The organism is Nonomuraea sp. NPDC049624 (genome assembly GCF_040675255.1).
In the GTDB taxonomy this organism is placed as follows: Bacteria; Actinomycetota; Actinomycetes; order Streptosporangiales; family Streptosporangiaceae; genus Nonomuraea.
The window spans coordinates 507123-527850 of the sequence record NZ_JBFAOR010000009.1 but is presented as its reverse complement, the minus strand read 5'-3'; the positions used below and the strand labels follow the sequence as shown (position 1 = coordinate 527850).

General features: G+C 75.7%; 21 protein-coding genes. 13 read left to right on the top strand and 8 right to left on the bottom strand.

The window, feature by feature from the left end; all coding sequences use genetic code 11:
• Positions 1 to 17 precede the first annotated feature (17 nt).
• Complete coding sequence (gene egtD, locus AB0J76_RS36285) at positions 18 to 998, top strand: L-histidine N(alpha)-methyltransferase (RefSeq protein ID WP_352327002.1); 981 nt, start codon at positions 18 to 20, stop codon at positions 996 to 998.
• Positions 995 to 2131, top strand: a complete 1137-nt coding sequence (gene egtE / locus AB0J76_RS36280; protein ID WP_364392189.1) for an ergothioneine biosynthesis PLP-dependent enzyme EgtE — start codon at positions 995 to 997, stop codon at positions 2129 to 2131. Before egtD ends, egtE begins: the two co-directional genes overlap by 4 nt.
• A 74-nt stretch (positions 2132 to 2205) precedes the next feature.
• On the opposite strand, the gene AB0J76_RS36275 is transcribed toward egtE, so the two are convergent.
• The 3 genes from AB0J76_RS36275 to AB0J76_RS36265 are packed head-to-tail and all read right to left on the bottom strand — an operon-like array spanning position 2206 to position 5030.
• Positions 2206 to 3444 carry a cytochrome P450 gene (locus AB0J76_RS36275; protein ID WP_352327000.1) on the bottom strand — a complete coding sequence of 413 codons (1239 nt, stop codon included), beginning with the start codon at positions 3442 to 3444 and terminating at the stop codon, positions 2206 to 2208.
• Positions 3445 to 3460: 16 nt separating this feature from the next.
• Complete coding sequence (locus AB0J76_RS36270; RefSeq protein ID WP_364392186.1) at positions 3461 to 4819, bottom strand: FAD-dependent oxidoreductase; 1359 nt, start codon at positions 4817 to 4819, stop codon at positions 3461 to 3463.
• Between the two features lie 10 nt (positions 4820 to 4829).
• The gene (locus tag AB0J76_RS36265) at positions 4830 to 5030 is read right to left on the bottom strand and encodes a ferredoxin (RefSeq protein ID WP_352355003.1); all 201 of its coding nucleotides are present in this window, start codon (positions 5028 to 5030) and stop codon (positions 4830 to 4832) included.
• 131 nt (positions 5031 to 5161) lie between these two features.
• Here AB0J76_RS36265 and AB0J76_RS36260 point away from each other — a divergent pair, with 131 nt between their 5' ends.
• From AB0J76_RS36260 to AB0J76_RS36220, 9 genes are all read left to right on the top strand, one after another.
• Positions 5162 to 5734, top strand: coding sequence for a TetR/AcrR family transcriptional regulator (locus AB0J76_RS36260; RefSeq protein WP_352327684.1), 573 nt, complete (start codon positions 5162 to 5164; stop codon positions 5732 to 5734).
• On the top strand, positions 5731 to 7092 hold the full coding sequence (locus AB0J76_RS36255) for a DHA2 family efflux MFS transporter permease subunit (RefSeq protein WP_352327683.1): 1362 nt from the start codon (positions 5731 to 5733) through the stop codon (positions 7090 to 7092). Before AB0J76_RS36260 ends, AB0J76_RS36255 begins: the two co-directional genes overlap by 4 nt.
• On the top strand, positions 7089 to 7595 hold the full coding sequence (locus AB0J76_RS36250) for an FBP domain-containing protein (RefSeq protein WP_352327682.1): 507 nt from the start codon (positions 7089 to 7091) through the stop codon (positions 7593 to 7595). The genes AB0J76_RS36255 and AB0J76_RS36250 overlap by 4 nt, the downstream gene beginning before the upstream one ends.
• A 46-nt stretch (positions 7596 to 7641) precedes the next feature.
• Complete coding sequence (locus AB0J76_RS36245) at positions 7642 to 8031, top strand: hypothetical protein (RefSeq protein WP_352327681.1); 390 nt, start codon at positions 7642 to 7644, stop codon at positions 8029 to 8031.
• A 71-nt stretch (positions 8032 to 8102) separates the two neighbouring features.
• Complete coding sequence (locus tag AB0J76_RS36240) at positions 8103 to 8654, top strand: hypothetical protein (RefSeq protein ID WP_352327680.1); 552 nt, start codon at positions 8103 to 8105, stop codon at positions 8652 to 8654.
• Positions 8654 to 9640: a DUF4097 family beta strand repeat-containing protein gene (locus AB0J76_RS36235; RefSeq protein WP_352327679.1), complete on the top strand. Its 987-nt coding sequence runs from the start codon at positions 8654 to 8656 to the stop codon at positions 9638 to 9640. The genes AB0J76_RS36240 and AB0J76_RS36235 overlap by 1 nt, the downstream gene beginning before the upstream one ends.
• A gap of 17 nt (positions 9641 to 9657) precedes the next feature.
• Positions 9658 to 10638 (top strand): ATP-binding cassette domain-containing protein, encoded by a 981-nt coding sequence (locus tag AB0J76_RS36230; protein WP_352327678.1) that lies wholly within the window; start codon positions 9658 to 9660, stop codon positions 10636 to 10638.
• A complete protein-coding gene (locus AB0J76_RS36225) occupies positions 10635 to 11438 on the top strand; it encodes an ABC transporter permease (protein WP_352327677.1) in 804 nt (267 codons plus the stop codon). Before AB0J76_RS36230 ends, AB0J76_RS36225 begins: the two co-directional genes overlap by 4 nt.
• Complete coding sequence (locus tag AB0J76_RS36220) at positions 11435 to 11965, top strand: DUF1707 domain-containing protein (RefSeq protein WP_352327676.1); 531 nt, start codon at positions 11435 to 11437, stop codon at positions 11963 to 11965. Before AB0J76_RS36225 ends, AB0J76_RS36220 begins: the two co-directional genes overlap by 4 nt.
• A gap of 22 nt (positions 11966 to 11987) precedes the next feature.
• Here AB0J76_RS36220 and AB0J76_RS36215 read toward each other — a convergent pair whose 3' ends face one another.
• Positions 11988 to 14084, bottom strand: coding sequence for a prolyl oligopeptidase family serine peptidase (locus AB0J76_RS36215; protein WP_364392177.1), 2097 nt, complete (start codon positions 14082 to 14084; stop codon positions 11988 to 11990).
• 402 nt (positions 14085 to 14486) lie between these two features.
• Here AB0J76_RS36215 and AB0J76_RS36210 point away from each other — a divergent pair, with 402 nt between their 5' ends.
• On the top strand, positions 14487 to 15278 hold the full coding sequence (locus AB0J76_RS36210) for a putative protein N(5)-glutamine methyltransferase (protein ID WP_352327674.1): 792 nt from the start codon (positions 14487 to 14489) through the stop codon (positions 15276 to 15278).
• 157 nt (positions 15279 to 15435) lie between these two features.
• On the opposite strand, the gene AB0J76_RS36205 is transcribed toward AB0J76_RS36210, so the two are convergent.
• The 3 genes from AB0J76_RS36205 to AB0J76_RS36195 form a co-directional block, all read right to left on the bottom strand.
• Positions 15436 to 15771, bottom strand: a complete 336-nt coding sequence (locus AB0J76_RS36205; RefSeq protein WP_364392173.1) for a WGxxGxxG family protein — start codon at positions 15769 to 15771, stop codon at positions 15436 to 15438.
• Positions 15772 to 15955: 184 nt separating this feature from the next.
• Positions 15956 to 17326, bottom strand: coding sequence for a diaminopimelate decarboxylase (locus AB0J76_RS36200; protein ID WP_352331251.1), 1371 nt, complete (start codon positions 17324 to 17326; stop codon positions 15956 to 15958).
• 151 nt (positions 17327 to 17477) lie between these two features.
• On the bottom strand, positions 17478 to 19088 hold the full coding sequence (locus AB0J76_RS36195) for a helix-turn-helix domain-containing protein (protein WP_364392169.1): 1611 nt from the start codon (positions 19086 to 19088) through the stop codon (positions 17478 to 17480).
• Between the two features lie 45 nt (positions 19089 to 19133).
• Between AB0J76_RS36195 and AB0J76_RS36190 the strand changes: the two genes are divergently transcribed.
• Positions 19134 to 19667, top strand: a complete 534-nt coding sequence (locus AB0J76_RS36190; RefSeq protein ID WP_352331293.1) for a hypothetical protein — start codon at positions 19134 to 19136, stop codon at positions 19665 to 19667.
• Positions 19668 to 19750: 83 nt separating this feature from the next.
• Here the strand turns inward: AB0J76_RS36190 and AB0J76_RS36185 are convergent, their stop codons facing one another.
• Entirely contained in the window at positions 19751 to 20515 is a 765-nt protein-coding gene (locus AB0J76_RS36185) for a SpoIIE family protein phosphatase (protein WP_352331291.1), read from the bottom strand.
• Positions 20516 to 20728 lie beyond the last annotated feature (213 nt).

The following is a 20728-nucleotide window of genomic DNA, read 5'->3' as shown; positions in this document are numbered from 1 at the left end:
TTCCCAAGGAGGATCTCGTGCCCGTCACCCAGCCGACCGTCCATGTGATCAACCATCTTGACCCCGGCTACCTGCGCCAGGCGCTCGAACACGACGTCAGGACCGGGCTGACGGCCACGCCCAAGTGGCTGCCGCCCAAGTGGTTCTACGACGAGGCGGGCAGCGACCTGTTCTCGCGCATCACCCGGTTGCCCGAGTACTACCCGACCCGCCGCGAGCTGACGATCCTGCGCGCGCGGGCAGCCGGGATCGCCGCCGCGAGCGGCGCGGACACGCTGGTCGAGCTGGGCTCGGGCACGAGCGAGAAGACCGTGATCCTGCTGGACGCGCTCACCGCGGCGGGCACGCTGCGCGCGTACACGCCGGTGGACGTGGACGCCGTCACCCTGGAGGCGGCGGCGCGCCGGCTGGGCGGCCGCTACCCCGGGCTGGAGGTGCGGCCGGTGTGCGCCGACTTCGAGCGGCACCTGCGGCTGCTGCCGCGCTCGGGCAGGCGCATGGTGGCCTTCCTCGGCGGCACGATCGGCAACCTCGAACCGGCCGCCCGCGAGGTGTTCCTGAAGGAGGTGCGCGCCACCCTGCGGCCCGGCGACACGTTCCTGCTCGGCGCCGACCTGGTGAAGGACACCGGGCGGCTGGTCGCGGCCTACGACGACGCCGCCGGGGTGACGGCCGCGTTCAACCGGAACGTCCTGCACGTGGTCAACCGGGAGCTGGCGGCCGGGTTCGAGCCGGCGGCGTTCGAGCACGTCGCCCTGTACGACCAGCGCAACGAGTGGATCGAGATGCGGCTGCGGGCCACCCGGGACATGCGGGTGCGGGTCGGCGCGCTCGGCCTGACCGTGGACTTCGCCGCGGGCGAGGAGATGCGGACGGAGATCAGCGCCAAGTTCCGGCTGGAGCCGCTGGGTGAGGAGCTGGCCGCGGCCGGGTTCACCGTCCTGCGGTCGTGGACCGACCCCGACGGCGACTTCGGGCTGCTGCTGGCCGGGGCGTGATCGCCGAACGCTGGCGGGCCGCCCGCTCGGCCGCGCCGCCCGGCCACCTGGACGCGGCCGGCTGCAACGTGCCCAGCGACCGGACGCTGGCCGCGACGGTCGAGCACCTGCGGCGCGAACGCGAGCTCGGCGGGTACGCCGCCGTGCCCGGCCTCAGCACGCCCAGGGCCGCGCTGGCCGCCCTGACCGGCGCGGACGCGGCCGACGTCGCCTTCCTGGAGAGCGGCACGGCCGCGATGGCGGCGCTGCTCGGCGGCTGGCGCCTGCCGCCGGGCGCCCGGGTCGGCTTCACCCGCGCGGAGTACGGCAGCACGCTCATGCTGCTGCGCCGCCTGGCCGCCGAACGCGGCTGGACCCTCGCCGAGCTGCCCGCCGACGACGACGCCCGCCTGGACCTCGACGCCCTGTCCGCCGCCCTGCGCCGCGGCCTGGACCTGGTCACCCTGCCGCACCTGCCCTCCCACCGGGGCACCGCGCAGCCGGCCGGCGAGATCGGCCGCCTGTGCCGGGAGGCCGGCGTGCCCCTGGTCCTGGACGTGTGCCAGTCCCTCGGCCACCTGGACGTCACCGGCGCGCGGGCCGCCGCCTACGTCGGCACCTCCCGCAAGTGGCTGGCCGGGCCGCGCGGCGTCGGCTTCCTGATCGTGCCCGGCCTCACCGAGGACATGGACGCGGCGGCCCCCTCGCTCGGCGGCCACGTCTGGCTGGAGGACCCGGCGCGCACCGGGCCGCTGCCCGGCGCCGCGCGCTACGAGAGCGCCGAGTCGGCGGTCGCGGCGCGGATCGGCCTCGGCGTCGCCGTCCTGGAGCACCACGCGCTGGGGCCGGAGGCGGTCCGCGCGCACCTCGCCGAGCTGGGCGCGGCGGCCCGGCGCACGCTCGACGGCAGGGGCGGCTGGCGGGTGGTGGAGCCGTACGACGAGCCGACGGCCATCGTCACCCTGCGCCCGCCCGGCGGCGCGGATGCCACCAGGACGGCCGCGGCGGCGGCCGCGGCGGGACTGCTGGTGGGCGTCGCGCCGGTCGCCCGCGCCCCGCTCGACCTGCGGGAACCGGTGCTGCGCGTCTCACCGCCCCCGGGAACCCGGCAGGAGACCCTGGACGCCCTGGCCAGCGTCCTCGACGGCCGTTAGAACCGGCGGGCGTCAGAGCGGCGGGCGTCAGAGCAGGCGGGTGTCAGGGCAGGCGGGTGTCAGGGCGCAGGGTGTCAGAGCAGGCGGTCGAAGCCGACCACCAGGTGCGCGGGCCCGCGCAGCGACGCGCTGTGCCGGTACGGCGGCGGCCCGGCGGCCAGCTCCGGCCCGACCAGCCTGCTCACCAGCGCGCCCAGCGCGACCCGCGCCTCGATCCGGGCCAGCGGCGCCCCCACGCAGTAGTGCACGCCCCCGCCGAACCCCAGATGCTGGTTGTCCCGCCGCGCCGGGTCGAAGCGGTCGGCGCCGGGGAAGCGGGCCGGGTCCCGGCTGCCCGAGGCCAGCAGCAGCGCCACGTCCGCGCCCTGGGGGACGGTGACCCCGGCGATCTCGATGTCGGCCAGCGTCGTACGGGTGCGGAACTGCACCGGCGGGTCGTAGCGCAGCACCTCCTCGACGGCCGGCACGATCAGCCCGGGATCGGCGCGCAGCCGCGCCAGCGCCTCCGGGTTGCGCAGGAACGTCAGCATGCCGTTGGCGATCAGGTTGACGGTGGTCTCGTGGCCGGCGATGAGCAGCAGGGCCATCGTCGCGATGATCTCCGGGGCGTCCATGCGCTCGGCCTCGTCGTCGGTGAGCAGCGCCGACAGCAGGTCGTCCGACGGGCGGGCGTGCCGCTCGCCGGCCAGCTCCACCAGGTACGCGCGCAGCTCCGGCGCGGCGGCCTCGGCCTGCCGGACCTCCTGCGCCGACAGCCCCTCGGGCGGGTCCAGCGTGCGGGCCAGGGCCGAGGCCCAGCCGTGGAAGCGCGGCTCGTCCTCCTTGGGCACGCCGAGCAGGTCGCAGATCACCGTGACCGGCAGCGGGTAGGCCAGGTCGTCCACCACGTCCATGGAGTCGTGGCCGGCGCGCCGGTCGAGGAGTTCGGCCACCAGCGACACCACGTGCTGCCCGAGCCGGTTGACGCGCTCCGGGGTGAAGTGCCGCATGACGATCCGCCGCAGCCGGTCGTGGTCGGGCGGGTCGAGGAAGATGAACGCCGGTTTCCTGGACTCCTGGCCGTCCTGTCCGGCCATCAGCCGGCCGGAGGCGCCGAACGAGCCGGAGCCGCTCCTGCTCTTGCGCTCGTCGGAGCTGATCCGCGGGTCGTGCAGCAGCGAGACGATCTCGGCGTACGTGCTCACCGCGTACAGGTCGTCCCCCTGGCGGGAGACGGGCGTCTCGCGCAGCCGGGCGTACAGCGGGTACGGGTCGGGGCGGCTCGCCTCGTCCAGGACCTGCGCGAACAGGTACTGCGTCACCTGGTGGGCCATGGTCGTCCTCCGGCTCTCATTCCAGCGGCGGCGCGGTCAGCGGCGAGCGGGGGTCGCGCTCGCGCGGCGCCTCGCGCGCGGTCGGGCCCTGCCCGGTCACGGCGGCCGTCGGGCTGTGCGTGGACTGGCCGTCCACGGCCAGGCCGGCGGGCACCGGGAGCAGCGTGCGCGGCCCGTCGGCGGCCCGCAGGTCGGGCGGGAAGGGCGCGGCCGCCTCGATCAGGCCGGCGTAGGCGGGCAGCGAGCGCGGGGCGTCCACCGCGACCGCCGCCACGCACCGGCCCTGGCGGCCGAAGCAGGCCACGAAGCGGCGCTCGGCCACCGAGCCCTGCGTGACCACCACCTCGTCGGCGATCGTCGGCAGCCCGACGGACTTGATGCTGACGCCGAACTGGTAGGACCAGAACGCCGGCAGCCCCCGGTGCGGGCGCGGCCGGTCGGCGACCATGTTGTGCGCGGCGGTGGCCGCCTGGCGCACCGCGTTGTCCCAGTGCTCCACGGCCAGCAGCAGGCCGTCGTAGTGCGGGTGCGGCCAGCGCGCCACGTCGCCGGCCACGAACACGTCGGAGGTGACGATCGCGTCGGCGTCGAAGGCCCGGCAGGCGGCGTCGCACACCACCCCGCGCGCGTCGGCCGCCAGGCCCGCCCCGTCCAGCCACTCGGTGTTGCGGACGGCCCCCAGCGCCACCACCGCGACCTCGACCGGCAGGACGTCGCCGTCGGACAGGTGCGCCGCGCGCAGCCGGCCCTCCGCGTCGCCCTCCAGCGCCATCACCGTGGTGTTCACCCGCAGGTCCACGCCGTGCTCGCGGTGCAGCCGGGCGGCCACGCTGCCGGCCGCCGCGCCCAGGGCGCCGGCCAGCGGGGCCGGGCCGCGTTCGGCGACCGTCACGGCCAGGCCCAGCTCGCGGCAGACCGAGGCGATCTCCGAGCCGGTGAACCCGCCGCCGATGACCAGCACCCGGCTCGGCCCGGCGGCGAGCGCGGCCCGCAGGCTCTCCGCGTCGTCGCGCCCGCGCAGGGTGAACACGCCGGTCAGGGCCGCCTCGGCGGGCTCGGGCCAGGGGCGCGCCCGGGTGCCCGTGGCGATCAGCACCCGGTCGAAGCCGATCTCGCGCCCGCCGGCCAGGCGTACCTGCCGGGTGCGCAGGTCCAGGCCGGTGGCGGGCTCGCCGAGCAGCCAGCGCGCCCGCAGGTCCCGCGCCGTGACGAGCGCGGTGTGCGCGGGCGAGGCACGCCCGGCCAGCACCTGCTTGGACAGCGGCGGCCGGTCGTAGGGCTCGTACGGCTCGTCGCCGATCAGGGTCAGCTCCCCGGTGAAGCCCTCGGCGCGCAGCGTCTCGGCGGCCCGCAGGCCGGCCAAGGAGGCGCCCACGATCACCGCGCTACGCATGGTCGTCCGGCGAGCAGGTGATCGCCTGCACCGGGCAGGCCGCGGCGGCCTCGCGCACCTGCTCGCGCAGCGCGTCGGCCGGGGCGTAGTCGTACTCGAGGGACTCGGCGCCGTGGAACCGGAAGACCGCCGGCGCCGCGAACACGCACTGGCCGTAGCTCAGGCAGCGGTTCAGATCGACGAGCACTCTCATGTCCGCCACGTTACGAACGGCTGCTCCAGCCACGTTCCAACCTGATCCCAAGTTTTCCTGATTTGCGAAACCTAGGACTCCTAGGATAAAACCTAGGAAGCTTAGGTTTCCTGCTGCGGAGGTGGATCATGATGGCTCGGGCCGGTCTGACGGCGGACCGCGTGACGGAGGCGGCCGGAGAGCTGGCCGACGAGGCCGGGTTCGACAACCTGACGGTCTCGGCCCTCGCGCGCCGCTTCGGCGTCGCGGACGCCAGCCTCTACTCCCACGTCAGGAACCTCCAGGACCTGCGCGTCCGGGTCGCTCTGCGGGCCGCCCGCATCCAGGCCGACGCCCTGACCGCGGCGGTGGCCGGCAAGGCGGGCAAGGACGCGCTGGCCGCCTTCGCCGCCGCCTACCGCGACTTCGCGCTCGCCCACCCGGGCCTGTACGAGGCCACCCAGCTCCGGCTCGACCCCGAGATCGTCGCCGGGTGCGCCGACGTCCAGCGCATCTTCACCACCACCAACGCGGTCGTGGCCGCGTACGGGCTGCCCGAGCCGGCCCACACCGACGCCATCCGGCTGCTGCGCAGCACCTTCCACGGCTTCACGAACCTGGAGGCCCGCGGCGGCTTCCAGGCGTCCCGCGACGTCCGCAGCTCGTGGGACGCGATCATCGACGCGCTCGACAGCGCACTGAGACATTGGCAGGTTTCCCCATGACCGGAACGACCGACATCCGGCCCGGCCTCGACCGGCGGCTGCTGACGGTCGCCGGGGTGCTCACCCTCGGCGCCTTCACCGCCCTGCTCGACGGCACGGTGGTCGGCGTCGCCACGCACACCCTGGCCCGCGCGTTCTCCGCCGACCTGGCGGCCACCCAATGGGTGACGACCGCCTACCTGCTCGCCCTGGCCGCGGTCATCCCCGCGACCGGGTGGGCGGCCCAGCGGTTCGGCGCCGGGACGGCCTGGACCGCCTCGCTCGCCGTGTTCCTGGCCGGCTCGATCCTGTGCGGGTCGGCCTGGTCGCTCGGCAGCCTCGTCGCCTTCCGCGTCGTGCAGGGGGCCGGGGCGGGCATGCTCTTCCCGCTCAGCCGGATCATCGTCGTCGAGGTGGCCGGGCGCGAGCGGCTCGGCCGGATGATGGCGCTGATGGCCGTGCCCGCCGTGCTCGCGCCCGTCCTCGGGCCGGTCGTCGGCGGCGTGCTGCTGGAGACGCTGTCGTGGCGGTGGGTGTTCCTGATCAACGTGCCGTTCGTGGCGGCCGGCGTCGTCCTGTCGGCTCTGTACGTGCGCACCGCCCGGCCGGAGGGCCTGGCCGAACGCCTCGACGTGGCCGGCCTGCTCGGCGTGAGCGGCGGCCTGACCCTGCTGCTGCACGGGCTGAGCGGGGCCGGTGAGCCCGTGGCCGCGCTGACCGCGGCCGCCGGGGCGCTGCTGCTGGCCGTCTGCCTGTGGCGGGCCGCCCGCACCTCCGGGCCGCGGATCGTCGAGCCCGGCCTGTTCCGCGACCGGGCCTTCGCCGCCTCCGCCGCGCTGGCCTTCCTGGCCAACTTCTCCCTGTTCGCCGCGGTGTTCCTGGTGCCGCTGTTCCTCCAGACGGCCGAGGGGTCCGGAGCGCTCGGCGCCGGGCTGGTGCTCGCGCCGCAGGGGCTCGGCATGCTCGCCGCGGTGCTGGCCGCCGGCCGGCTGATCGACCTGAACGGCAACCCGCGCCGGATCGTCGTCACGGGCCTGGTCCTGCTGGCGGCCGGCACGCTGCCGTTCGCGCTGGCCGATCCCGGCGCGGGCACGGCGCTGCTGCCGGTGGCGCTGTTCGTCCGCGGGGTGGGGGCCGCGCTCGCGGTCTCACCCACCATGATCACCCTCTACCACTCGCTGCCGCCGGCCAAGGTGCCCGCCGCGACCACCGCCAACGCCATCGGCCAGCAGGTCGGCGCGGCGGCCGGCACCGCCTGCGTGGCCGTGCTGCTCCAGCACGGCGGCTACCGGCCCGCCTTCTGGGTCACGCTGGCCGCCGTCGCGCTCTGCCTCCTGCCCGCCCTGTTCCTCCCGTCCTCGAAAGCAGGCACGTCATGAACCCCGTCACCGAGAACGAGATCCGCTCGTCCTTCGTCAACTGCTCCAAGGGCGAGGCCCGCCGGCTCGCCGTCCCGCGCGGGCTGCGCGAGCTGCCCTGGCCCGACCTCGACTTCCTGGGCTGGCGCGATCCGGGGGCGCCGGAGCGGGCGTACCTGGTGGCCGAACGCGGCGGCGCGCCGCTCGGCGTCGCGCTGCGGCTCGGCCAGGAGGTGCGCAGGAGCTTCACCAAGAGCACGCTCTGCTCGGTCTGCGTGACCCCGCACGCCGGGACCGGCGTCGCGCTGTTCACCGCGGCCCGGGTGGGCGCGGCGGGGCGGCAGGGCAACACGGTGGGCGCCTACATGTGCGCCGACCTGGCCTGCTCCCTGTACGTCCGGGGGCGCAAGGAGACCGAGCTGGGCGTCCGGTTCGAGTCGCTGAGCGTGGCCGAGCGCGTCGCCAGGACGGCGGTCAACCTGGACGCCTTCCTCGACAAGATCCTCGACGGCGCCCTGGCGTGACCCGGACGGCCGGTGAACTGTCGGGCCTGCCTGCGACACTCCCCGGATGCTGATACTGGAACTGTTGCGGCCGACGTTGCGCGCCGCCTGGGGGCCCGACACCTGCGACACCGCCGCGCGGGAGGAATGGCGGCCCGACAACCCGGCCAGGGGGCAGTGCGGGATCATCGCGCTGGTGGTCCAGGACCTGCTGGGCGGAGACCTGATCCTGGCCGAGGTGCACGCCGGCGGCGTCAAGGTCGGCCACCACTACTGGAACGTGCTGCCCGGCGGCACCGAGATCGACTTCACCGCCGACCAGTTCCACCCGGGCGAGGTCGTCGTGAATCCCCAGCTCCGGCACCGTCCCCCGGACGCGCCGCGCCGGTGCCGGGAGCAGTACGAGCTGCTGCGTCACCGCGTCGTCACCGCGCTGTCCGGGCCGCCGCCCGCGTGAGACGCCATCTGACGCCATAGTGACGTCATTCCGCCTTGCGATGGCGTCACAACGCATGTCATGATGGCGTCATGGACCTTGCCCCGTATGTCGATCAACTTCGGCGCGAGCTCATGCTCGCCGCCGGGACGGGCGGCGAGCAGGCCCGTGCGCTGGCCGAGCGCTTCGCCGCCACTCTCGAGTCGGCCGCCCGGCTCGCCCTGCTGGAGGCCCTGTCGGCCGCCGCGGACGAGATCACCCAGGACCTCGCGCCCGGCTCCGTCGAGGTGCGCCTGCGCGGGCGCGACCCCGCCTTCGTCGTGACGCCGCCGCCCGCCGCCCACCCGTTCCCGGACCAGGACGAACCGCCCGTCAGCGCCGGCCCCGGCGAGCGGCCGCCCATGCCGCCGCCCCCCGAGACCGACGAGGGCGGCACGTCCCGGATCTCCCTCCGGGTGCCCGAGACGCTCAAGCCGCGCATCGAGGAGGCGGCCGCGCGCGACGGGCTGTCCGTCAACGCCTGGCTGGTCCGCGCCGTCTCCGCGGCGCTCGACCCCGGTGACGCCACCCGTGACGCCACCCGCCGCGCCACCCGGCGCCCGGCCCCCCAGACCGGCAACCGCTACAGCGGCTGGGTGCGCTGATGACCGCGCTGATGACCGCGCCGATGCCCGCGCCGATGCCCGCGCTGATGACCATGCCGACCGATGACAGGGAGATCGGAATGCCGGCCTTCGACTCGCCACGCCCCATCGTCGCCGTCCTCGACCTGGCGACCGCCGCCGTCCGCGTCGTCGCGGGCGACCGCGCCGAGACCGTGGTCGACGTGCGCCCGAGCGACGAGCACAACGACGCCGACGTGCAGGCCGCCCAGCACGTCCAGGTGCATCACGCCGACGGCAGGCTCACGGTGGCCGCCGGCAAGGAACAGGGCGCGCCGGCGCTCGGCTGGGGGCTCTCGCTCGGCAAGCTCGTCGAGTCGCCCGCCGACTGGGCGCGTTCGCTGCTGCTCGGCACGGGCTCGGTGGAGGTGACGATCGAGCTGCCGGCCGGGTCCCGCCTCGACGTCAGGACGTCCGGCGGCCTGTCGTGCCGCGGGCCGCTCGGCGACGTCACGGCGACCACCACGTACGGCGACATCCGCGTCGAGCAGGCCGGCCGGCTGCGCCTGAAGAGCACCCACGGCGCCGTCTCCGTCACCCGCGCCCGCGGGCACGCCGAGATCACCACGAACCACGGCGACATCCGCGTCGGCGAGATCGACGGCACCGCCGCCGTCAAGACCGCCCACGGCGACGTGCGCCTCGGCGAGGTCACCGGCGAGCTGCGGCTCAACAGCGCCCACGGCGACATCACCGTGGAACGCCCGCTGGCCGGCGTCGTCGCCAAGACCTCCTACGCCGGCGTGGAGATCCGCGAGGTGGCGTCCGGCACGGTCGTCATGGAGACCACCGGCGGCGGCCTGGACATCGGCCTGCGCGAGGGCGCCTCCGCCTGGCTCGACGTCAGCTCCCGGTACGGCACCGTGAACGTCGCCCTCGACCCCGGCGACGACCCCGGCGACCCGGCGCGGACCGTCGAGATCCACGCCCACACCACGCACGGCGACATCGACATCCACCGTTCCTGACGACCGAGGAGACCGACATGCCAGACGCGATCATGGTCGAGGGGCTGACCAAGAGGTACGGCGACGTGACCGCCCTCGACGGCGTCGACCTGACCGTCCCGGAGGGGACGGTGTTAGGACTGCTGGGCCCCAACGGCGCCGGCAAGACCACCACGGTGCGAATCCTCACCACGCTCCTGCGACCCGACGCCGGCCACGCCACGGTGGCCGGGCTCGACGTCGTCCGCGACGCCCACCGGCTGCGCGCCCGCATCGGCGCGTCCGGCCAGTACGCCGCCGTGGACGACCACCTCACCGGCGCCGAGAACCTGGAGATGGTCGGCCGCCTCTACCACCTGGGCGCCCGGCGCAGCCGCGAGCGCGCCCGCGAGCTGCTGGACCGCTTCGACCTCGCCGACGCCGCCGACCGCCCGGTGCGCGGCTGGTCCGGCGGCATGCGCCGCCGCCTCGACCTGGCCGGCGCGCTGGTCGCCGACCCGCCCGTGCTGTTCCTGGACGAGCCCACCACCGGCCTCGACCCCCGCGCCAGGATCGCCCTGTGGGACGTCATCGCCGAGCTCGTCCGGGAGGGCACCACCGTCCTGCTCACCACCCAGTACCTGGAGGAGGCCGACCGGCTCGCCGACCGCATCGCGGTGGTCGACCACGGGCGGGTGATCGCCCGCGGCACGGCCGAGGAGCTGAAGGACCAGGTCGGCGGCGACCGCATCGAGCTCTCGGTGACCAGCGCGGCGAGCCTGGAGCACGCCGCCCGCGCCCTGGCGCCGCTGGCCCTGGGGGAGATGCAGGTCGACGCCGCCGCCCTGCGCATGACGATCCCGGTGACCGGCGGCGCGGCCGCGCTGACCCAGGCGCTCGGCCACCTGGCCGCCGAGCGGATCGCCGTACGCGACGCCGGGCTGCGCCGCCCCACCCTCGACGACGTGTTCCTCACCCTCACCGGACGCCAGGCCGACGAGCGGACCGCCGACGACAAGACCGAGGAGACCGTCCGATGAACGCCCTCCGGCTGGCCGCCGCCGACGGCCTGACCATCGCCAGGCGCAACGCGCTCAAGATCCGCCGAGCCCCCGACCTGCTGGGCGGCGTGATCATGCTGCCCATCGTGTTCGTGGTGCTGTTCACCTACGTCTTCGGCAGCATGATCGAGCTGCCCGGCATGTCCTACGGCGAGTACCTGCTGCCCGGGATCTTCGTCATGACGATCGTCACCAGCGCGCAGATCACCGGCTACACGCTCACCCAGGACCTGCAGAAGGGCATCTTCGACCGGTTCCGCACCCTGCCGATGTCGCCCACGGCGGTGCTCACCGGCCAGACCGTCAGCGACGTCATCATGAACGTCACCAGCATCGCCACCATGGCGCTCGTCGGCCTGCTGGTCGGCTGGCGCGTCCACAGCTCGCCGCCGGAGGCGGTGCTCGGGTTCGCGATGCTGCTGCTGTTCGCCTACGCCTTCTCCTGGGTGACGGCCACGGTCGCGCTGGCCCTGCGCACGCCCGAGGTGTTCAACAACCTCGCCACCCTCACCTCGTTGCCGCTGGTGTTCCTGTCCAACGCGTTCGCCGACAGCACGCGCCTGCCCGGCCCGCTGCGGCCGATCGCCGAGTGGAACCCGGTCTCGACGCTCGTCCAGGCCGCGCGGGAGCTGTTCGGGAACACCAGCGCCGCCCTGCCCCAGCCCGCCGCCTGGCCGCTGCGGCACGCCGTGCCGGTGTCGCTGCTGTGGTCCGTGCTGCTCCTGGCCGTGTTCGTGCCGCTGGCCACGCGGCTCTACAGCAGGGCCGTCAGCCGATGAACACCGTCTCGGGCGCGGACCGCGAGCGTGCGGTCGAGCTGGTCCAGCAGGCGTACGCGGACGGCCGGCTCGACCCCGCCGAGCTGGAACGGCGGCTCGAACTGGCGCTCACCGCCACCTCCGCCCGCGAGCTGGAGCCGATCGTCGCCGACCTGCCGGACGAGGTGGTCCGGCTGGCCTCCGCCGGCGGCGCCGTCACCCGGACCGGCGACTGGGAGGTCCCGCGCCGCCTGTGCGTCGACTCCAGGTACGGCCGGGTGCGGCTCGACCTGTCGCGGGCCCGCGTGCCCCACGGGCGCATCGACATCGAGCTGCTGCTGGCGTACGGCAGCGCCACGATCGTCCTGCCCGCGGGCGCCACCGCGAACGCCGACGGGGTGCGGTCCGCATGGGGGCGCGTGACCTGCAAGGCCCCCGGCCGGCCCCGCCCCGGCCACCCGCACGTCCAGGTGACCGGCGACCTGCCCTACGGCCGTCTGGTCATCCGCCAGGCGACCCGTCTCGGCGGCCGCCTGCTCGGGACCTGAGAACCGTCTTGCCCCCCGGCGGCTACCCGTTCAGGTGGCGGCGGAGGAAGTCGAGCTGGAGGAGGAGCAGGCCCTCGAAGACGTCCTCGTCCGAGGTGGGGGCGTGGGAGGCGCCGGACAGCGGCAGCACCTCGTGCGGGCGTCCCGCGGCCAGCAGCGCGGACGACAGGCGCAGCGTGCCCGCCGGGAACACGTTGTCGTCGGACAGGCCGTGGACGAGCTGCAGGGGCCGGGTCAGGGTGTGCGCCCCGGCCAGGGTGGAGCAGGCTTCGTAGCGGTCGGGGTGGCGGTCCGGGTGGCCGAGGAAACGTTCCCGCCAGTGGGTGTCGTACAGGCGCTGCTCGCTGGCGCCGGCGCCGGCGACGGCGGCGTGGAAGACGTCGGGACGCCGCAGCACCGCCATGACGGCCAGCGTGCCCGCGAACGACCAGCCGCGCATCGCGACCCGGCGCAGGTCCAGCTCCGGATGGCGGGCGGCGACCGCGTGCAGGGCGGCCACCTGGTCCGCCAGCACGGGGCCGAACATGTCGCCGTGCACCTCGCGCTCCCAGCCGGGGCCGCGGCCCGGCGTGCCGGCCCCGTCGGTGACCAGGACGGCGAACCCCTGCTCGGCGAACCACTGCGAGACGAACATCATCGGCGCCTGCTCGTCGGTGACCCGGCGTCCGGCCGGCCCCGCGTACGGGTCCAGCAGGACCGGCAGCGCCGGGTCGCCGGGGCGGTGCCAGGAGGGCAGGTGCAGGTGGCTGCGCAGTTCGCGCCCGGTGGTGACGAGCGACAGCCGGCGCAGCGCCAGCACCGGCCGCTGCGCCGCCGACGCCACCTCGACCCCGCTGCGCGCCGGGGACGACGTCCCGGCCGAAGAGCGTTCCACGCGCACCCGCTCGCCCGGGTGCTCGGCGGTGCGGATGACGTGGACGAGGGTGCCCGCGCGCCGCGTCCCGCCGTGCACCCCCGGCGCGACGCTGAGCCGGCGGGCGCCCGCCGCCGGGGTGTGCAGCCACAGGTGGGTCTGCGCGGGGTCGTCGGAGGCGGTGAAGAGCACGTCCTCGCCGTCCACGCCGAGAACCGCCTCCAGTTGCAGACCGGGCGGCGTGACCGGGAGGCCGCCGACGGTGAGCCGCCGGGTGCCGTCCAGGTCGGCGTGGGCGACCAGCCGGCCCGAGCCGGTGCGGGCGGGCGTGCCCGGGACGAGCTGCACCCAGCACGGATCGTGCTGCTCGGCCAGCAGCCGCGTCCGGCCGGAGTCCGGGTCGGCGGCCAGCACCCGGACCGTCCGCTGGTCCCTGCTCTGCACCGACAGGTACGGGCCGTGGGCGTCCCAGCCGGCGGCCGTCAGGTACTCGAAGGCGGCCCGGTCCCAGACGACCTCGACGCGTCCGCCGTCCGCCGTGCCGTCCGCCGTGCCGTCCAGCCTGGCGATCCAGAGGGTGACGTCGGCGTTGGCGGTGCCGGCCGCCGGGTACCGCACGGCCCGCGGCGGGCGCGCGGGCTCGGCGGGGTCGCCGACGTGCCAGAGCGCGACGCGGGCCTCGCCCACCCGGGCCGTCAGCAGGCGGGCGCCGTCGGGGGACCACCAGTAGCCGCGGGAGCGGCCCATCGAGGCGGACGCGGCGTACTCGGCGACGCCGAACCGCACGTCCGGCCCGTCGGGCTCGGCCACGGCGCGGTCGCCGGCGCCGTCCGCGCCGATCACCCGCAGCGCGCCGCCGGAGAGGTAGGCGACCAGCCGCCCGGCCGGGTCGGGCCGCGGGTCGCGGGCCGTGCCGGGCACCGGCAGCAGGCGGGCCGCGCCGGTCGGGACGTCCACCGCCCACAGCGCGCCCGCCAGGGTGAACACCGCCAGGCCGGCCGCGTCGTCCGTGGCGTAGGAGCCGATCCCCTGGGCGCCGCCGCCGGTCAGCGCGGCGGGGTCGGCGAGCAGCCGCTCCTCGCCGGAGCCGGCGTCCAGGGCCCAGAGGCAGGTGACCGGGTCGTCGCCGGCGCGGCTGCGCAGGAACAGCACGACGGAGCCGTCCGCCGAGACGGTGAAGGCCGAGGGGGCGCCCAGGGTGAACCGCCGGGTGCGGGCGAACTGCCGGGGCAGGCTGATCCTGGTGTCGTCGTCGTGGTGCGGCATGCGTGCCTGGTTCCTCTCACTGTGGTCCGGCTTTCGGGCACGACAAAAAGCGCACACCGTAGTGGTGTGCGCTTCGTTCGTGTCAGGTGATCGGCGGGACTTCTCGCGCGGCTCCCGCGGCCGCCTCCCGCTCGCCGGGACGATCTCCGCGGCCGAGCTCCCGGACATCTTACTACGTGATCAGCCGCGTGACGGCGTGCGCGTGACCGGGAGAGATCCCCGGCGGCCGCCCGCGTCGGGCCGGAACGGCTCTGGTACTGTGACGGTCTCTGGCCGAGACCGTCCGTAGGAGGTGAGACCCATCACCGCTTCGTCAGGCTGGGGCTCCCTTTCGGCACCCGTCCGGCCCGCCTGGGCCGGGTGACCGCGGGGAGCGCCCATCGGCATCCCGGAAGGCTCCCCATGTCCCCCTCCACGATCCCCCTGTCCGCCGTCGTCTCCCGGCTGCGCGCCGCCGGCTGCGTCTTCGCCGAGGACGAGGCCGAGCTGCTGGTCTCCACCGCCCGTACCCCTGCCGAGCTGGCCGGGATGGTCGAGCGCCGGGCCGGCGGGCTGCCCCTTGAGCACGTCCTGGGCTGGGCGCGGTTCTGCGGCCTGCGCATCGCCGTCGAGCCCGGCGTGTTCGTGCCGCGTCCGCGCACCGAGTTCCTCATCCGCCAGGCCGTCGCGCTGGCCCGCGGGGCCGGCCGCCCGCCCGTCGTGCTCGACCTGTGCTGCGGCACGGGCGCGATGGGGGCCGCGGTCGTGGCGGCGCTGGGGGAGGAGACCGAGGTGCACGCGGCCGACCTCGACCCCGCCGCCGTGCGCTGCGCCCGGCTCAACCTGCCCGGCGGCCACGTCCACCAGGGCGACCTGTACGACGCCCTGCCCGGCTCGCTCCGCGGCCGCGTCGGCATCCTGATCGCCAGCCCGCCCTACGTGCCCACCGCGTCGGTCGGCCTGCTGCCGCCCGAGGCGCGCCTGCACGAGCCGCTGATGGCGCTCGACGGCGGCGGCGACGGGCTCGACGTGGTGCGCCGGGTGATCGCGGGGGCCTCCGGCTGGCTCGCGCCGGGCGGGCACCTGCTGGTGGAAACCAGCGAACGGCAGGCCGCGGCCACCGTCCGGGCCGCCGTGGCCGCGGGGCTCCAGGCGCGGGCCGCGGTCTCGGACGAACTGGACGCCGCCGCCGTCATCGCCACCCGCCCCGCCTGAGGCCCGTACCCACGCCAACCGGACTGCGCGGGCCGGTCTGCGCGCACCGGTCTGCGGGCCCGGGCCATGGGGGGCGGTGCTGCGGGGGCGGCGGCTCCCGGGGCGGGCAGCGCGGTGCCCGGCGCGCCGGAGCGTGCCGGGCACCGCCCGCGCCTCCTTACGGGCGCTGCGGGCGGGTGGGGTTGGCGGTGGTCCCCGTCGTGGTCCCGGTGGTACCCGTGGTACCGGTGGTTCCTGTGGGACGGGTGGTCATGTGCTCAGCCGTCCCCACCGGGTTGCGGCCCTTGCGCAGGCCCGCCAGCCCCAGCAGTCCGAGCAGCCCCAGCAGGCCCCACAGACCGCCGTTGCCGCCGCCCTCGTCGTATCTGTTCTCGGTCGGTTGCGGGCTCGGCGTCGCCTGGCTCTGGACGACGGGCGTGTCCGCCACAGCGGTGGCGGCCGGGGCCAGCGCCAAGCAGAATGCCATCCCCAGGCCGGTGAGCGTCTTGCGCATGTGGGTTCCCCCGGATCCGGCGGCCCTCAAGGCGGAGAGCCGCCTGTCGCGCCTTCCGGGCGACGGCCCGGAAGGTTCCCCCGAAATGGAGCGAGAACTCCATACTCGCTGGTAGACATACCCCCAGCCGCGAAAACAATCCCCACAAACCAGGACATACCGCCACGGTTGGGACGGCGGGCGTTCAGGCGGTGGCCGCCAGGAGGCCGGTCAGCGCGTCGGCCTGCGCCAGCCCGCTGGCCGCGGCGATCTCGTCCAGGGTCTGCGCCGGGCGCACCTCGCTCAGCCGGACGTCGCCGTCCGCCGTGACGGTGAAGCCGTGCACCGCCGGATAGGGCAGGCTGTTGTAGGCCCACGGGGTGGAGAAGTAGTAGGCGCCGGTGTCGTGCAGCACGACGATGTCGCCCTCGGCCAGCTCCGGCAGCTCCCTGGCGTGCGCGACCACGTCACCGGCGAAGCAGCACGGGCCCGCGACGTCCTGGGCGAGCAGGGGGCCGTCCTTGGGGTCGCCCGCCGGGCCGTACGCGCCGACCCGCAGCGGCCAGGCGTCCGGCATGAGCACCGTGCGGGTGGCGACCTGCGCGCCCGCGTGGGTGATCGCCACCCGCCGCCCGCCGGCGTCCTTGGTGTACTCCACCAGCGCCGCGACGAAGCCGTTCTTGGCCAGCAGCGACCGGCCGAACTCGGTGACCAGCGCGTACCTGCCGTCGAACAGCCCGGGGACGGCCGCGCGCAGCGTGGCGACGTAGTCGGCGTAGGTGGGGGCCACCTCGTCGCCGTCGAAGTTCACCGGCAGGCCGCCGCCGATGTCGATGCTGCTGATCTGCCGGACGCCGAGCGTCGCGTTGATCTCCTCGGCCAGCCGGTACGTCTCGGCGATGCCCGCCGCGATCAGCTCCAGCGGGCAGCCCTGGGAGCCCACGTGCGCGTGCAGGCGGGTCAGCCAGGGCCGTTCGGCGAACGCGCGGACGACCGCCTCGCGGGCCCCCGGGTCGCGCAGCGCGACGCCGAACTTGGAGGTGGCGGTCGCGGTGCTCATCGCGCCGATCGTGCCGGTGCCGACCTGCGGGTTCACCCGCAGCCCCAGCACCGAGGAGGAGTCCGGCGTGCGCAGCTCGTCGATGCGGCGCAGCTCGGCCAGGCTGTCGGCGTTGACCGCGACGCCCAGCGAGAGCGCCTGGCGCAGCTCCTCGCGGGTCTTGGCGGGGGAGTCGAAGACGATCGTGCCCGGCGCGAACCCGGCGTCCAGCGCGATGCGCAGCTCGCCGGGGCTGGCCACCTCGCACCCCATGCCCGAGGCGGCCAGCAGCCGCAGGACGGGGATCAGGGACGCGGCCTTGGCGGCGAAGGTGTGCAGCACGTCCGGGACCTCGCCGAACGCCTCGTGCAACGCCCTGACCGAGTCCCGCACGCCGGCGGTGTCGACGAAACCGGCGACCGGTTCGCCCGGTCCGAGCGCACCGGCGCGTACGGCATGGCGCAACACGTGGGCGGCGCGTTCGGCGGTGGTGCCGCGGGCCGGGGCGGGCGCGAGCGTGGCACTGCTCTGGATCACGTCCAAGGCTCCTGGATGCATCGGGAAAGAGGGAGTTTCGGAGGGGGGCCAGACGAGATTCGGCCATGACCGCAGGCCACGTCTTCAGCCGGTCGGACAAAGCCCACCTGCGGCTTTGTCCGACCGGCCAAGGAAAATCCGGAGCCCCAGGTCAGGCGGCCAGGCGGACGGCGAGGGTGAGCAGCAGCCGGGTGTCGGGGTCGTCGAGGTCGACGCCGAACCGCTCGCGCACGCGGCGCAGCCGGTAGCGCAGGGTGTTCGGATGCAGGACCAGCCGGCGGGCGGCGCGGCCGACGTCCCCCGCGGCGTCGAGGTAGGCGGCGATCGAGCGGACCAGCTCGCCGCCCGCCGCCAGGTCGGCGTGGACGAGGTCGTACACCGGGCCGCTGCCGCGTTCCCACACCGGGCGGACGGCGTCCAGGACGCGCAGCACGTCCAGGGCGGGGCCGAGGTCGGCCGCCAGGGCGTGGCGGGGGCCGGAGCCGCGGCCGCGCAGGACCCGGACGACCAGGTCGGCCTCCTCCCGCGAGCCCGCCGCGACCAGCGGCGAGGCGGCCACCGACCCCGCTCCCACCAGCACCGCGGCGGCGCCCGGCGTCGAGGCGGCCAGCCCGTCCAGCTCGCGGGCCAGCCCGAGCACGTCCCGCTCGTCGCCGCCGCGCACCGGCACCAGGGCCAGCACCCGGCCCGTCTCCCGCAGCACCCGCACCCCGGGCCGGTAGGAGGCGGCGTGCAGCGCGAGCACCTCCAGCACCCGCTCCCCGGCCGGGCCCCGGGCCGCCGCGCCCTCGCCCGCCGCGTCGGGTCCGGCCTCGGCGATCACGACGGCGCAGCGCAGGTCGGGCGGCAGGCCCAGCGTCCAGGCGTGGGTGCTCATGTCGCCCTCGCCGCCCAGCAGCCCGCGCAGCGCGTGCTCCTCGCGCAGCCGCGCGCCGCTCTCCCGCAGCCGGTGCTGCACCAGGTACGGCACCGCCACCTCCGCGGCCCGGCTCAGCGCGCTGGCCGCGTTGGGCGACAGGCTGCGGCCGTCGGCGGCGGCCCAGATCGAGCCCAGCATCTCCCGCCCGCTGCGGATGGCGATGATCAGCCGTTCGGGGGTGTCGCCGTCGGCGGGCCGGTGGATCACCTCGCCGGAGGACCACAGGGTGCGCAGCAGGCCGCTGCGGCGCAGCTCGTCCACCCGCCAGTCGGGCACCCGGCCGCCCAGGATGGTGGAGCGGCGCAGCTCGTCGGCCTCCGGCCCGGTGGCCGAGTGCGCCAGCACGCGGAACTGGGTGTCCTCGATGGTGATCGAGCCGCCGGTGAACTCGGCGACCACCGAGGCCAGCGCGGCCAGCCCGCCGCCCGCCGTGGCCTCGGCCATCCGGTCGCCGCGTCCCGCCTCGCCGTAGGCGGCGGCCGAGCGCAGCAGGGTCGCCACGTCGTCCCAGTCGGCCCATTCGGCGCGGGCCAGCAGGGCGATGCCGACCTGCTCGGCCGCGTCGAGCGCGTCGTCGGCCAGGTCCTCGCCGGCCCGCACGACCACCGCCGCGGCGCCGCGCCGCGCCGCCTCGCGGATGGAGGCGGTGGCCGCGCCGGTGGAGTGGAACAGCCCGGCCGCGAGCACGATCCGGCCCGCGTACGAGCGGGCGGGCCCCTCGTCGCCGATGATCATGCCGGACACGTGCACGTCCTGGCCCGACGGCGCGAGCAGCAGCCGCAGGACGCCGCCCTCGTCGAAGGCGAGCAGCTCGCGGAGAGTGATCTGCCCCCGTTTGTTCATGACGGGGAGCATACGCAGGTCACGACGCCTGGCAGGCTGGGGGCCATGCGATTCGGCGTACGCCAGTTCGAGCTGGCCCTGATGCACCGCATGCGCGACCTCAACCCGCGGCGCGTGGAGCAGGCGCTGGCCGACCTGGACGCCTCCCGCGCCGAGCTGCGCGCCGCCCACACCCACTGGACCCGGCTGGCCCACTCCCCGGCGGCGCCCAAGGGACGGGCCGCGCTGCGGATGGCGCTCGGCCCGCCCGCGTACGCCGGCGCGGCCCCGTTCGGCAGCCTGACCTGCGAGGTGGCCCGCTGGCGGCTGCCGTCCTGGCCGGAGCTGGAGTTCGAGGCGCTGACCGGCCCCGGCGGCGAGGTGTGGAACCTGTGGTTCGTGCGGCCCGGCGGCGACCGGCGGCTGTCGGCCGCCGGCCTGACCCCGTGGGAATGCGTCGTGGCCGACGTCGCCGCGAGCTTCCCGGTGAGCTTCCAGGGCGAGGGGGCGGCCCCGCACCACTGGGCGGTCGACTTCGCCTGCGCGGGCACGCCCCGCCGCGCCCTGTTCGTGTACGGCCTCCTCCAGCGCCTGGCCTGAAACGCCGGCGCGCCCGCGTGCCGGACGTGCCACCCGGCCCCCGCCTTCGTGTCGGGTGGCACGTTCCACGGGCGGCCGGGCGGTCAGGCGGTGACGAAGTCGGCGACGACCATCGTCGCGTCGTCCTTGGGCGCCGCGGCGGCCACCTCGTCGTACAGCCGGTCCAGGCAGGCGGCCGGGGACGGGCCGACGGCCAGCAGCTCGGCCAGCCGGTGCTCGCCCAGCGCCTTCAGCACGCCGTCGGTGACGACCGCCACGCGGTCACCCGGCCGCAGCGGCACGGTGCCGACCTCGGGGTTCAGCGTGGAGGCCAGCCCGATCCCGCGCAGCAGCGGCCCGTCGTCGAAGGAGTGCGACGTGGTGAGCCGGCGCGGCCTGCCGCCCTTGGCGCAGTGCCAGATCGCGCCGTTGCCCACGTGGGCGAAACGCAGGCACGGCGTCTCCCCGGGGACGAGCACCAGCAGGTCCATCGTCGTGACCAGCCCCGGCTTGGACGGCGTGCGCAACGCGGCCCGCCGGACGGCCCGGTGGGCGGCCTGGGCGCACTCGTCCATGTCCTCCTCCCGCCGGGCGGAGTGCTGCGGGCGGGCGGCGACCACGGCGCCCAGGGCCAGCGCGGCCGCCGTGTGCGCGACCTCCGTGCCGCCCTGCCCGTCGGCCAGCGCGATCAGCCGCTCCTGGACGACGTAGGCGTCGGAGGGGTGGCCGTGCGAGCCGTCGTAGGTGCCGCCCGCGGTCACCAGCCTGGGCCGCGCCGCCGGCATGCCGGGCGGCCAGTCCCCCCGGCGGCCCCGGACCGCCATCACCGAGAGGCAGCCGAGCAGAATCGAGATCGAGAAAACAGTCATGATCGTCCCTCCCGTCGCGCGCGACGACACCTGCCCAGTACACCCCTCTCACGTGGGATGCGACTGACGGCCGATCAGCCGTCGTGGCGGCACGACGGCCGATCGGCCGTCATGCCGCCGCGGGCCCGCGCGACCCACAGTGGGGCAGGGCGGCGCACGCGCGCCGGAGAGCCGCCGGCCCCCGAGGAAGAGCCATGGAACCAGCCGACCGTC

Coding starts and splice junctions, on each gene's coding strand:
- AB0J76_RS36275 (WP_352327000.1), bottom strand. CDS start 3,444: ATGGCCCACCAGGTGACGCAGTACCTGTTCGCGCAGGTCCTGGACGAG.
- AB0J76_RS36265 (WP_352355003.1), bottom strand. CDS start 5,030: ATGAGAGTGCTCGTCGATCTGAACCGCTGCCTGAGCTACGGCCAGTGC.
- AB0J76_RS36260 (WP_352327684.1), top strand. CDS start 5,162: ATGGCTCGGGCCGGTCTGACGGCGGACCGCGTGACGGAGGCGGCCGGA.
- AB0J76_RS36255 (WP_352327683.1), top strand. CDS start 5,731: ATGACCGGAACGACCGACATCCGGCCCGGCCTCGACCGGCGGCTGCTG.
- AB0J76_RS36250 (WP_352327682.1), top strand. CDS start 7,089: ATGAACCCCGTCACCGAGAACGAGATCCGCTCGTCCTTCGTCAACTGC.
- AB0J76_RS36245 (WP_352327681.1), top strand. CDS start 7,642: ATGCTGATACTGGAACTGTTGCGGCCGACGTTGCGCGCCGCCTGGGGG.
- AB0J76_RS36240 (WP_352327680.1), top strand. CDS start 8,103: ATGGACCTTGCCCCGTATGTCGATCAACTTCGGCGCGAGCTCATGCTC.
- AB0J76_RS36235 (WP_352327679.1), top strand. CDS start 8,654: ATGACCGCGCTGATGACCGCGCCGATGCCCGCGCCGATGCCCGCGCTG.
- AB0J76_RS36230 (WP_352327678.1), top strand. CDS start 9,658: ATGCCAGACGCGATCATGGTCGAGGGGCTGACCAAGAGGTACGGCGAC.
- AB0J76_RS36225 (WP_352327677.1), top strand. CDS start 10,635: ATGAACGCCCTCCGGCTGGCCGCCGCCGACGGCCTGACCATCGCCAGG.
- AB0J76_RS36220 (WP_352327676.1), top strand. CDS start 11,435: ATGAACACCGTCTCGGGCGCGGACCGCGAGCGTGCGGTCGAGCTGGTC.
- AB0J76_RS36215 (WP_364392177.1), bottom strand. CDS start 14,084: ATGCCGCACCACGACGACGACACCAGGATCAGCCTGCCCCGGCAGTTC.
- AB0J76_RS36210 (WP_352327674.1), top strand. CDS start 14,487: ATGTCCCCCTCCACGATCCCCCTGTCCGCCGTCGTCTCCCGGCTGCGC.
- AB0J76_RS36205 (WP_364392173.1), bottom strand. CDS start 15,771: ATGCGCAAGACGCTCACCGGCCTGGGGATGGCATTCTGCTTGGCGCTG.
- AB0J76_RS36195 (WP_364392169.1), bottom strand. CDS start 19,088: ATGAACAAACGGGGGCAGATCACTCTCCGCGAGCTGCTCGCCTTCGAC.
- AB0J76_RS36190 (WP_352331293.1), top strand. CDS start 19,134: ATGCGATTCGGCGTACGCCAGTTCGAGCTGGCCCTGATGCACCGCATG.
- AB0J76_RS36185 (WP_352331291.1), bottom strand. CDS start 20,515: ATGACTGTTTTCTCGATCTCGATTCTGCTCGGCTGCCTCTCGGTGATG.